This is a genomic window from Streptomyces durmitorensis, assembly GCF_023498005.1.
Lineage (GTDB): Bacteria > Actinomycetota > Actinomycetes > Streptomycetales > Streptomycetaceae > Streptomyces > Streptomyces durmitorensis.
Window position 1 is genome coordinate 171,692 of the sequence record NZ_CP097289.1, and the last position, 13,111, is coordinate 184,802.

The 13,111-nt window shown below is 70.8% G+C and carries 3 protein-coding genes; all 3 read right to left on the minus strand.

The window, feature by feature from the left end; genetic code table 11:
- Entirely contained in the window at window positions 1–3,201 is a 3,201-nt protein-coding gene (locus M4V62_RS00670) for a non-ribosomal peptide synthetase (RefSeq protein ID WP_283779058.1), read from the minus strand.
- Window positions 3,202–3,421: 220 nt separating this feature from the next.
- Window positions 3,422–6,532: a type I polyketide synthase gene (locus M4V62_RS00675; protein ID WP_249585207.1), complete on the minus strand. Its 3,111-nt coding sequence runs from the start codon at window positions 6,530–6,532 to the stop codon at window positions 3,422–3,424.
- Between the two features lies 1 nt (window position 6,533).
- Window positions 6,534–13,109, minus strand: a complete 6,576-nt coding sequence (locus M4V62_RS00680; protein WP_425575273.1) for a type I polyketide synthase — start codon at window positions 13,107–13,109, stop codon at window positions 6,534–6,536.
- Window positions 13,110–13,111: the final 2 nt, after the last annotated feature.

The window sequence follows — 13,111 nt, forward strand, 5'->3', positions numbered from 1 at the left end:
TCAGAGGACTTCGCCGTCCTTCGTCCTCCTGCGCAGCGTGGGCCTGCTGGACTGGGTGAGGTCCTTCCACGTGTCGGACAGACCCGCGACGGTGCGTACGGCGAACAGCGTGCGGATGGAGACCTCTTGGCTCAGCTCCGCCCGGATCAGCCCGACGAGTCTGATGGCCCGCAGCGAGTTGCCGCCGAGGTCGAAGAAGTCGTCGTCGATGCCCACCCGGTCCAACTCGAGGGCGTCCGCGAATGCCTTGGTCAGAAGCCGCTCGGTGTGGTTGCGCGGTGCCCGGTACTTCTCGTCGTCGAACGCCGGGTCCGGCAGCGACGCCAGGGCCAGCCGTCCGCCGGCCGTCACCGGCAGGTGTTCCAGCGGCACGAACACCGACGGCACCACGTATTCCGGCAACCGTCCCAAGGCGAACCGACGCAGTTCCTCGGCCGAAGGTCCGGCCTCGGGGCCGCCCACCGGGACCACGTAGGCCACCAGTCGCTGCTGGCCGGAGTCGTCCGTGCCTGCGACCACGACCGACTGCGCCAGTTGGGTGTGCTCGGACAGCGCCTCCTCGACCTCGGCCACTTCGACCCGGATTCCACGGATCTCCGCCTGGGCGTCGGCCCGGCCCACGTACTCGAGTTGCCCTTCGGCCGCCCACCGCACGCGGTCCCCGGTGCGGTACATGAGCCCGCCGGACGGACCGAACGGGCAGGGCACGAACCGCTCCGCGGTCTGCCCGGGGCGCCCGGCACAGCCACGTGTCACACCGGGCCCGGCGACGTACAGCTCTCCGGTCACGCCCACGGGGACGGGCGCCAGCCCCGGGCCCAGCACGTAGAGGGCGGTGTTGTCCGTCGGGCGGCCGACCGCGGCGCCCGTGTGGTGCACCGGTTCGTTCGCGGCCAGGCGGTGGCATGCGGTGAACACCGCCGTTTCCGTCGGGCCGTGGCCGTTGACGATCGTCAGCTCGGGGCAGGCCTCGCGTACCCGTCGCAGCGCGGCCGCGGGCACTCGGTCACCACCGGTCCACACCTCGCTCAACCCGGCGAGGCACTCGGGGCGTTGTGCCGCGATCGCCGAGAACTGGGCCGCGGGCAGCCACAGCGTGGAAATCTGGTTCGCTGTCCGCAACTCGGGCAGCGCCTCGATGTCCAGTCCTCCCGCAGGAGCCACGACCACCTGGCCGCCGTTCAGCAGAGGCACCCACAATTCGAGGGCGAGCCCGTCGCAGGTGTACGGCGCATGCCACAGGACGGTGCTGCGGCCGCCTTCTTGCCAGAGGCTGTCCAGGACGAACCGCTCCATGTTCCGGTGCGTCACGGCGATTCCTGTGGCCGAGCCGGTCGGCTCGGAGCCGTACATCACGGCCAGCAGGTTGTCCCGGTGCACCGGGACCGGAACCTCCCGCACACCGTCACCGTCACCGTCGGCGGGGTCCGAGCAGATGTCGTCGAACAGGATCGCCTGAACGCCCAGATCGGCGGAGAGCGCTTCGGCTGTCGTCGCATCGGTGAGCAGTACGCGCGCCGAGGAGTCCCTGACCACCGGCGTGACCCGCTCCGCCGGGAACGTGGGGTCGATCGGCAGGTACGCTCCGCCCGCCTTCGCCACTCCCAGCAGGGCGACGGCCAGGTCCGCCGATCGCGGCATCGCCACCGCCACGACCACCTCCGGGCCGACATCCCGACGCCGCAGCGCCTCGGCGACGCGGCTCGACCGCTCGTCCAACTCCCGGTACGAGACGGCCGCGTCCCCGGACACCACCGCGACCGCGTCGGGAGCCCGGTCCACCTGGCGGGCGAAGAGCTCGGGAACCGTCAGCCCCGGCACCGGCACGTCCGTGGCGTTCGGTGCCGTCACCACCCGGTCCCGCTCGGCACCGCTCAGTACGTCCAGGGCGCCGATCGGCGCCTGCGCGTCGGCGGCCGTCACGGCACGGACGTAGGCGATCAGCTCCGCGCCGATGAAGCTCAGCTCCTCGCGGGAGTACAGGCCCGCGGGGGCGTCGAGCCGGAAGCACAGGTCGCTGTCGGGGCTCCCGTCGGTGCCGACGGCGATCGACAGTTCGTCGAACGTCCCGGTCGTCGCGCAGAGGTAGCGTGCCGGGTGGTCGGCGAAGTGGAGCTGCTCCGCGAACTGGGTGACGTTCATGACGGCGCCGAACGTGCCGCGGCCGCTCAGGGCGGCTCCGCTCGCCCGCTGGATCTCGGAATAGTGGCAGGCGATGTGATCAAAGATCTCGTACGTCTCGTCGCCCAGCGCGTCGGTGATCTCCATGAGGGTCGCACCGAGCGGAACACTCGCCCGCACCGGCACCACGTTCACGGCCAGACCGGGTGTCCTGCTCGCCGCCCCGGACCGGTTGCCCACGGCCAGCGAGAGAAGGAACTCCGGACGTTCGCAGCGGTGCCGGAAGTACGCCGCCGCGGCCGCGGTCAGCATCGACGACATCCATACGCCCATGGACTTCGCGGCCTCGGTCCACGCGTCCGCCTCGGCGCGCGGGACGGTCAGCGTCCGGCTCACCATGCCGATGGAACCGGCCACCTCCGACCAGCGGTCGGCGCTGCTCATCGGTTCTGAGAGCGCGGAGCGCATCGACTCGGACAGGGCGACGCGCGGTACCTGCGCGGGCGGGGGCGCGTCCTTGAGGTAGTCGCGCCAGAACTCCGTGTCGTCGGCGAATTTCTGCGAGGCCTGGTAATCCGCTGCCTCGGTGGTGAACGACTCGGCATCCCACGGGTGGGGCAGCTCCGGCGCCTTCGCCCCCTGCGCCAGCGCCGTGTACACCTCGGCGAGGCGCCGCGACAGCAGGCCGGCCGCCCCGTACCCGTCCGATATGAGGTGGTGGTAGGCGATCACCACGAGCGAGCGGGTTGCCGCCAGTTTGACCACGCCCAGCCGGAACAGCAGATCCTGCTCCAGATCGAACGGCTGGCGCACCATGTCGGCCAGCGTTTCGCGCGCAGCCTGCTCGGGGTCGGCCTCGGCACTGAGATCCAGGAAGAACGGCCGCCAGTCGCCCAACTCCCGGGGCACGAGCCGCAGCCCGCTGCCGTCGTCGACGAAGTTGACGCGCAGGACTTCCGCCTCGCCCATCACGTGCAGAAACGCGGATTCCATGACCGCGGGGTTCAGCTCACCGTCCACATCCCACATGATCATCGCGTGGTTCAGCGAATCGGGAGTCATTTTCTGCGCCAGCCACATCCCTTTATGCGCAGCCGGTGCATCGAATGAACGCAAACGGATCAACCCCTCAACATATAGGCCCGGAGCGGAGGAAATCGCAGATCTCCTCCACCTTCACGGAGGCGGCGCAGCCGGTCAAGACAATCAGGTGCCGGGGCAGGACAAGCGGCAGTCAACCGTGCGGTGTCCCGTCGGCGGGACGAACCGTGAGGCGGAAAGGCCCGGAATGCGGGGGAGATTACCGCGGATCGCGGCCGGCCATCGAGGACATGATGTGCCCGGTGATCAGTTTCGGTGTCGGGAACCGCAGCACCACATTCGCCCTCAACTTGACCCCGGTCATTATGGCAAGGCGTTTGCTCAGCTCCACAGAGAGCATCGAGTCGAATCCGATTTCCCCGAATTTCTGGTCGGGGTCGATGGTCTCGGCGGAGGGGTGCCCGAGCACGACGGCGACCTTCTCGCGGACCAGATCCAGCACGAGTGCCTCCGCGTCGCCGTCGGGGAGCGTGGCGAGCTTGTCCAACAGAGGGACGAGGTCGTCATCGCTCGCGGGGAGCTCCGCCGGGGGCATCTCCACTGTCGCCCCTGCGTGCGAGGGGGCGTTCAGCCAGTACCTCCGCCGCTGGAACGCGTAGGTCGGCAGGTCGACGACACGCGCTGCCCGGTCCGCGAACACCGCAGGCCAGTCAACGTTCACCCCGCGCACCCACGCCTCACCCAGAGAGGTGCAGAACCGCTCAAGTCCGCCCTCGCCCCGGCGCAGCGAACCCACCGCCATGACCTCGCTCCCGGCCTCCTCGGCGGTCTCCACCACCCCCGACGTCAGCACCGGATGCGCGCTGGACTCCACGAAGGCCCGGAAGCCGTCAGCGAGCAACGACCGCACCACCGGCTCGAAAGCCACCGGGCGGCGGCAGTTGTCGAACCAGTACCCGGCATCCAACTCGGCCCCGTTCAGCACCTCCCCGGTCACCGTGGAGTACATCGGCACCGCCCCTGCCCGGGGCTGCACAAAGCCCAGCAGGTCAAGAATCCGCTCTCGCAGCCGGTCCACCTGGGCACAGTGCGAGGCCACGGTCGCCGGCACCACCCGCGCCCGCACACCCTCCGCATCCAAGGACGCGACCAACTCCTCCAAGGCCGCGACCTCACCGGCCACCGCCACCGCCCGGGGCCCGTTGACCCCAGCGATCGACAACCGCTCCCCCCACGGCTCAAGCCGCGCCTCGACCTCCGCGAGCGGCAACGCCACCGACGCCACCGCACCCCGCCCCACCAGCTCATCCGCGAACAACTGCGACCGCAGAACCACCACCCGGGCCGCGTCCTGCAACGACAATGCCCCCGACACACATGCGGCAGCGATCTCCCCCTGCGAACTACCCACCACGGCCGCGGGCACCACCCCGCACGCCCGCCACAACTCCGCCAACGACACCATCACCGCAAACAGCACCGGCTGCACGACCTCGATCCGCTCCAGCGACGGCGCCCCCTCCACCTCCCGCAGCACATCGAGCACCCGCCAGCCCACGTGTGGCTCGATCGCCCCCGCGCACTCCGCCAGCCGCGCCGCGAACACCGGCGAGGAGTCCAGCAACTCCACCGCCATCCCCACCCACTGCGACCCCTGGCCGGGGAACACGAACACGGTCTTGCCGTCGATGTCGGCCGTGCCGCGCACGACCGGCTCAGCGAGCTGCTTCAGGAGTTGTTCCCGGTCCCCGCCGACCACGACCGCCCGGTGCTGGAACGCCGACCGCGACACCGCGAGCGACAACCCCACATCGGCCACCGGCACATCGGCACGCTCGGCGACGAAGTCCGCCAAGCGCCCCGCCTGCGCCTCCAGCGCAGCCGCGCTCTTGCCCGACACCACCCACGGCACCGGTCCGCCCGCAAGCTCCGGGTCCGGGCCGGGCCGGTCCGCCCGCTCCAGCGGCGGTTCCTCCTCCAGAATCACGTGCGCGTTGGTGCCGCTGACTCCGAAGGACGACACCGCGGCCCGCCGCGGACCGTCCGCCCGGGTCCACTCACGCCCCTCCACCAGCAGTTCGACCGCGCCGGACGACCAGTCCACGTGCTGGGACGGCGTCTCCGCATGCAAGGTCCGCGGCAGGAACGCGTGGCGCATGGCCATCACCGTCTTGATCACCCCGGCGACCCCCGCGGCGGCCTGGGCGTGACCCATGTTCGACTTCACTGACCCCAGCCAGAGCGGCCTGTCCTCGGCCCGGTCCTCCCCGTAGGCCGCCAGCAGCGCACCTGCCTCGATGGGATCCCCCAGCGCGGTCCCGGTGCCATGCGCTTCGACCACGTCCACCTCGCGGGCCGCGACCCCCGCGTTCTCCAGTGCCTTACGGATCACCTTCTCCTGGGCGAGGCCGTTGGGGGCGGTCAGTCCGTTGCTCGCGCCGTCCTGGTTCACCGCGGAACCGCGCAGTACGGCCAGCACCGGGTGGCCGTTGCGGCGGGCATCGGACAACCGCTCAAGGAGCAGCACGCCCACTCCCTCGGCCCAGCCGGTTCCATCGGCTCCGTCCGCGAAGGCCTTGCAGCGGCCGTCTGCCGACAGCGCGCGCTGCCGGGAGAATTCCACGAGGGTCACGGGCGTCGACATCACCGATGCCCCGCCCGCCAGCGCGAGTGAGCACTCGCCCGAACGCAGTGACTGGGCCGCCAGGTGCATGGCCACCAGCGACGACGAACACGCCGTGTCCACCGACATCGCTGGGCCGGTGAACCCCATCTCGTACGCCACCCGGCCGGAGGCGACGCTCAACGTGCTGCCGTGCAGCAGGTAGCCCTCCAGCTCCTGCTGGTCCGCCTCCAGGAAACGCGCCCCGTACTCGGGCGAGCTCACCCCGGTGAAGACGCCGACATCGGCGCCGCGCACATCGGCGGGAACGATGCCTGCCCGTTCGAAGACCTCCCACGACGTCTCCAACAGCAAGCGCTGCTGCGGGTCGGTCGCCAGCGCCTCACGGGGACTGATGCCGAAGAAGTTCGCGTCAAAGCCGGCCACGTCCGTCAGGAAACCTCCGTGACGTACGTACGCGCTGCCTGCGGTGTCGGGATCCGCGTCGTACACATCCCGCCACCCGCGGTCCTGCGGGAACTCGTCCACGACGTCCCGGCCGCTGCGGATCACGTCCCACAGATCCTCGGGCGACGACACACCTCCCGGGTAGCGGCACGCCATGGCCACCACGGCGATCGGGGCGCTGCGGTCGGCCTTCAGGGCGTCGTTCTCCTGCCGGAGGCGATCGCGCTCCTCCAACAATGTGCGCAGCGCCCTCTGGACCCGGTCTGCGCCTTGCGCTGAGCTGTCCGGCAGGTTGGTCATGTCACTTGTCCCTCTCGTCCAGAGCCAGGTCGACCAGTGCTTCCAAATCCATGACCGCCAGTTCACCGGCGGCGACGCCCGCGTCCGGCACCGCCGCGTCGGCGCCCGCTTCAGACGGTTCGGCGCACGCCAGGACCAGTTCCAAGATGCCCGCGCTCCGCAGACCGTCGATCGATACGGTCCGCAGCACGTCGCGGATCTGCGCGTCCTCGGCCGAGCCGGTGTCGGGTGCCGGACGCAGCAGACCGAAGATGTGCCGGCTCAGCTCGCGTGGTGTCGGGTAGCTGAACACGAGGGTGGACGGCAGGCGCAGCCCCGTCGAGGAAGCCAGGCGGTTGCACAGTTCGACCGCGGTCAGCGAGTCGAATCCGATGTGGGTGAAGGCCTGGTCGGCGTCGACGGACGCACCCGAGGGGTGCCCGAGCACGATGGCGGCCTGCTCGCGGACCCAGTCCAGGACGGCTGCCTCCGCCTCGTCCTGCGGCAGGGTGGCCAGCCTGTCGGTCAGGCCGAGGGGAGCGCTGTCCCTGGTCGTGCCTGTCCGTTTCCGGAGTGGACGGCTGGCGTCGGCGAGGTCGCGCAGGAGGAGCGGCAGTTCGTCACCGGTCTTGTGCCGCAGCGCGGAGAGGTCCATCCGGGCCGGGATGAGGACGGGTCTGTCGATCGCGCACGCCGCGTCGAACAGGGCCAGCGCCTCGGGTGTCGGCATCGCGGCGACGCCGAGGCGCCGGGTCCGGACGAGGTCGGCCTGGTCCAGGTCCGCGGTCATGCCGCTGCGCTGCTCCCACCAGCCCCAGCACAGCGACGTGCCGACCAGACCGGATGCCCTGCGCTGCGCCGCCAGACCGTCCAGGAACGTGTTCGCCGCTGCGTAGTTCGCCTGTCCTGCGCTGCCGAGCATCCCCGCGAGGGCGGAGAACTGGACAAACGCCGACAGGGTGTGACTCCGGGTCAGCTCGTGCAGGTTGACCGCGCCGCCGGCTTTGGCCCGCAGCACGCTTTCGACGCTCTGCGCGGTCAGCGACTCGACGGTGCCGTCCGCCAGCGCACCTGCCGCGTGGACGACCGCCGTCAGGGGGTACTTGCCCGGCATGTCCGCGAGCAGGTCCGCCACGGCGGCCCGGTCCCCGACATCACATGCCCGGACTGCGACCGTCGCGCCTGCCTTCTCCAGGTCCGAGACCAGCTCGGGCACTCCGTCGGCCGCCGTTCCCCGACGACTTGCCAGGACCAGGCTCCGCACCCCGTGCTCGGCGACGAGGTGGCGCGCCACCAGCGAGCCCACTCCCCCGGTCCCGCCGGTGACCAGCACGGTCCCGCCGCCGAAGCCGTCGCCCACTTCAAGGACCAGTTTGCCGACGTGGCGGCCCTGGCTCATCTCGCGGAAGGCCTGGCGCGCGTCGCGGATGTTCCGCAGGGAGATGGGGTTCAGGTGCACCCGCCCGTCGGCGAACAGCCGCATGACGGCCCGGAACATCTCGTGGGTCGCGTCCGTGCCTTCCTCGTAGAGGTCGAAGGCCCGGTAGTCGACTCCGGGGTGATCGGCCGCCACTTGGTGGGGGTCACGGATGTCCGTCTTCCCCATCTCGATGAAGTTCCCGCCCTTGGGGAGCAGCCTCAGCGAGGCGTCGACGAACTTGTGCGCAAGGGAGTTCAGGACGACATCCACCCCTCGGCCGTCCGTGGAGTCCAGGAACTTGTCCGCGAACTCCAGGTCCCGTGACGACGCCAGGTGCTCGTCATCCAGTCCAAGACCGCGCAGGACGGGCCACTTGGCCGGGCTCGCGGTCGCGTAGATCTCGGCGCCGACGTGCTTCGCCAGTTGCACCGCGGCCATCCCGACGCCGCCCGCTGCGGCGTGGATGAGGATCCGCTGCCCCTTTTCGAGCTTCATCACGTGGAAGAGCGCGTGGTAGGCGGTGAGGAAGGCACTCGGTACGGACGCCGCCTCGGCGTGGCTCCACCCCTCGGGGATGGGCATGATCAGGCGCTGATCCGTCACGGCCACGCGCCCGAACGCCCCGGAGAACGCGCCCATCACCCGGTCACCCGGCGCGAGAGCGGTGACGTCGCCCGCCACCTCGAGCACTGTTCCGGCGCCCTCACTGCCGAGCCCGGCGCCGAAGGCTGTTCTGTCCACCAGTCCCAGGGCGATCGTGACGTCCCGGAAGTTGAGCCCCGCGGCCTGCACGGCGACGCGGACCTGCCCGCTCGTCAGGGGCGCCTCCACCTCGGGGCACGGAACCCATGTCAGGTTCTCCAGCGTCCCCTTGGTCGGGATTCCCAGCCGGTGGGCGCCGGCCGGAGGCGGCTCGATCTGGTGGTCCGCGGGTGCGGCCGGGATCATGCGCGGCGTGAGGTAGGCACCGCCGCGCAGTGCCAGCTGGTCTTCGCCGAGAGCGAGTACGTCCGGGAAGCGCGCCCAGGACGCCTCCTCGTCGTCGACGTCCACCAGCCGGAACCTGCCGGGGTGCTCCGTCTGGGCGGACCGGATCAGGCCCCACACGGACACGCCGGGGAGGCTTTCGACGCTCCCCCCGCCACCGGTGTCGATGGCCAGGCGGGTGAGCACCACCAGCACGGATCCGGCGAGCCGCTCATCGGCCAGGAACCGCTGGATCCAGTCGAGGACGCGAGTGTCCGCGCCGGCGACCTCGGCGAGCAGGTCGGGGCCGGGGGTGACGAAGTCGTCCAGGCAGAGGACGACATGCCGGGGTGCGTCCCCCATGAGGACATCGTCCATGGACGCGTAGGACAGGGTGTTCCCGTCGCCTGCCGCTACGAGCCGCGAGGCCAGGCCGTTCTCCGTACCGAGAACACCCCACTGCCCGGGGTGGGTTGCGTGGGTTGCCTGCTTGCTCTGCTGGAACGGTCGCCATTGCAGTTCGAACAGCGACTGCTCGTGTCCGCCTCGTGCCGAGCGCAGTTGCTCGGGGCCGGCCGGTCGGAACGTCAGTGCCGCGACGTGCGCGATGTCGCGGCCGTGCTCGTCGGCGATCGCCAAGGACACGACGCCATCGCCGGCCGGGGTCATCCGGACCCTTGCGCTCGAGCCGCAGTCCCCGGTCTGTTCCACCCCTGACCAGGAGAAGGGCATCCATCCCTGGCCGCCGTCCACGTCGATGACACCGCCGACCGCCACCGCGTGGAGCACCGAGTCGATCAGCGCGGGATGCAGCGCGAACCCGCCGCCGTCCGCGCCTTCGTCGGTCGACGGCAGGGTGGCCAGCACGTAGAGGTCATCACCGTGCTGCCACACCTCTCGCAGCCCGCGGAAGGCAGGACCGTAGTCGAACCCCTTGTCCGCGAGGGATTCGTAGAAACCGTCGATGGCGAGCCGGCGCGCCCCGACCGGCGGCCACACGGCGAGTGAGGACGCGTCACCGGTCCGCCCGGCCGCCCGCGGTGAACGCGATGAACTCGGCGAACTCGATGACAGGCTTCCCGTCGCGTGGCGGGTCCAGCCACCCATCGTCCGGCCGTCGTCGCCGGGGCGCGAGTACACGTCCAGGGAGCGGTGCCCCGTCTCGCCCACCGCTCCGACGACGACCCGCACCTGCACGTCACCCGAGCCGGGAAGGATCAGGGGAACTTCCAAGGAGAGTTCGTCGATCACCGCACATCCGACGGAGTCGCCCACCCACAGCGCCAGGTCCAGATAGGCCGTTCCCGGTACCACGACCGCGCCGAACACGGTGTGGTCGGCCAGCCAGTCGTGGGTGTGCTGGGACCACCGGTCGGTGAACACCACCTCGCCGGTGCCGGGATGGTCCACCACAGCGCCGAGCAGCGGGTGTTCCGGAGCGAAGAGACCGGCGGAGGCCACGTCCGCCGCGCCCGTCCCTGCCGAGGGGTCCAGCCAGAAACTCCGGCGCTCGAACGCGTACGTCGGAAGATCCACCCGTCGGCGCGCCCCCAACAGCGCGTCCCAGTCGACGGACCCGCCCCTGACGTGCAGTTGGGCCAGCGCGGCGACCAACGCCTCCACCGCCCCGCGGTCCCGGCGTGACGACGAAAGGACCACCGCGTCGTCCACGCCCTCACCGGCGAAGGCTTCCTTGGTGCTGCTCGCGAGCGTCGACCCCGGGCCCACTTCGAGGAAGACCTGCGCACCTGCCGCACGCGTGTGCTCCACCGCGTCGAAGAAGCGGACGGGTTCGCGGACGTGGTTCACCCAGTGCTCGACGGACGTCAGCTCCTCGAGCGTGGCCACGCGGCCCAGCCTGGTCGAGACGACCGGGATCGCCTGCTCGCCCGCGGGAATCGCTTCGATCGATCCGGCGAACGCTTCCAGGATCGGGTCCATGAGCGGGGAGTGGAACGCGTGGTCCACCTTCAGCAGTTTCGCCTGCTTTCCGTCGGCGACGAGCTGATCCCGGAGGTCGAGGACCTCGTCGCGGTCGCCCGAGACCACCACCGATTCCGGGCCGTTGACAGCGGCGACGCCAGTGCGGTGATACGGGCTGAGCAGGGCGCGCACGTCGTCCTCCGAGGCGCGCACCGCCACCATGGCGCCTCGCTCGGTGACCGTCTGCATGACCCGTCCGCGAGCGGCCACGAGCCTGGTCGCACTGTCCAGGTCGATGGCGCCGGACACATGGGCGGCTGTGATCTCGCCGACCGAGTGACCGATCAGGTGGTCGGGCTGCGGGCAGTACCGCGTCATCAGCCGGTACAGGCTGACCTGCAGCGCGAACAGCGCCGGCTGCGCGATGTCGGTTCGCTGGGCCCGAGCCTCCTCCAGCGCGTCGGCGAGGAGCAGGGGCTTCAGCGCGTAGGGAAGATGTTCGCCGAAGCGTTCGCAGACCTCGTCGAGGCTCTGCGCGAAGACGGGGAACGCGTCGTACAGCTGCCGCGCCACACCGACCCACCGCGCCCCCTGCCCCGGGAGCATGAAGGCGGAGCCACCGAGCCTGCCCACGACACCACGCACCACCCGGGCGGACTCCGCACCGTCGCTCAACGACACCAGACCGTCGAGCAACTCGTCCCGGTCACGCCCCAGTACCACCGCGCGATGCTCGAGCCCTGCCCGGCTCGACGCCAGCGACCAGCCGACATCAGCGATGTCCAGGCCCGCATCGGAGGAAGCGAAGTCGCGCAGCTCGTCCGCCTGCGCCCGCAAGCCCTGCTCCGACCGCGCCGACACGGCCCACGGGACGACCGATCCGGCGGCGACGCCCGGGACATGACCGGCGGTGCCGGGCGTCGTCTCCTCCTCGGGAGCCTGCTCAAGGATCAGGTGCGCGTTCGTACCGCTCACGCCGAACGCCGACACCGCGGCCCGCCGCGGCCGCCCGTCGGTCTCCGGCCATGGCCGCGCCTCCGCGAGCAGTTCCACCGCGCCTGCCGACCAGTTCACATGCGGCGTCGGCTCATCCATGTGCAGTGTCTTCGGCAGGGTGCCGTGCCGCATGGCCATGACCATTTTCATGACACCCGCCGCGCCCGCCGCGCACTGCGGGTGACCGATGTTCGACTTCACCGACCCCAGCAACAGGGGCCGGTCCCCGGGCCGGTTCTTGCCGTAGGTGGCCAGCAGGGCCTGCGCCTCGATCGGGTCGCCCAGCTTGGTGCCCGTGCCGTGCGCCTCGACGGCGTCCACCTGGTCCGCCGTCAGCCGCGCGTTCGCCAATGCCTGGCGGATGACGCGTTGTTGGGAGGGGCCGTTGGGTGCGGTGAGGCCGTTGCTTGCGCCGTCCTGGTTGACGGCAGAGCCACGGACGACCGCCAGGACCGGATGGCCGTGCCTGCGCGCGTCGGAGAGGCGTTCCAGCAGCAGCAGGCCCACGCCCTCGCCCCAGGCCGTGCCGTCGGCGGCGGCCGCGAACGCCTTGATCCGCCCGTCCGGAGCCAGCCCGCGCTGTCGGCTGAACTCGGTGAACACGCCGGGCATCGCCATGACCGTCACGCCGCCGGCCAGGGCCAGCGAGCATTCGGCGTTCCGCAGCGCCTGGGCCGCCATGTGCAGCGTCACCAGCGACGACGAGCACGCCGTGTCGATCGTGACGGCCGGCCCCTCGAACCCCCACAGGTAGGAGATGCGCCCCGAGGCGACCGCGACCGACGTGCCCGTCATCAGGTAGCCCTCAAGCTCTTCCGGCGACTTGTGCAGCGGCGGCCCGTACTCCTGGCGCGCGATCCCCACGTACACCCCGGTCCGGCTTCCGCGCAGCGTCGTCGGGTCGATGCCGGCCCGCTCGACCGCCTCCCACGAGGACTGCAGCAGGAGACGCTGCTGCGGGTCGATCGCCATCGCCTCGCGCGGGCTGATCTCGAAGAAGGCCGGGTCGAACTCGTCCGCGTCGTACAGGAAACCGCCCTCGCGGGCATACGACTTGCCAGGGGTGCCCGGCTCCGGTGCGTACAGCCCGTCGAGATCCCAGCCACGGTTCTGCGGAAAGCCGGAGATGGCGTCCCGCCCGGCGGCGACCAGATCCCACAGGTCCTCCGGTGAGCGGACTCCGCCCGGATAGCGGCAGCTCATACCCACGATCGCGATCGGCTCGTGCGACGCCGCCGACAGCTCGGCGTTCGCGCGGCGCAGGTGTTCCGTCTCCTTGAGAGATGCTCTCAATG

Coding starts and splice junctions, on each gene's coding strand:
- M4V62_RS00675 (WP_249585207.1), bottom strand. CDS start 6,532: ATGACCAACCTGCCGGACAGCTCAGCGCAAGGCGCAGACCGGGTCCAG.
- M4V62_RS00670 (WP_283779058.1), bottom strand. CDS start 3,201: ATGTGGCTGGCGCAGAAAATGACTCCCGATTCGCTGAACCACGCGATG.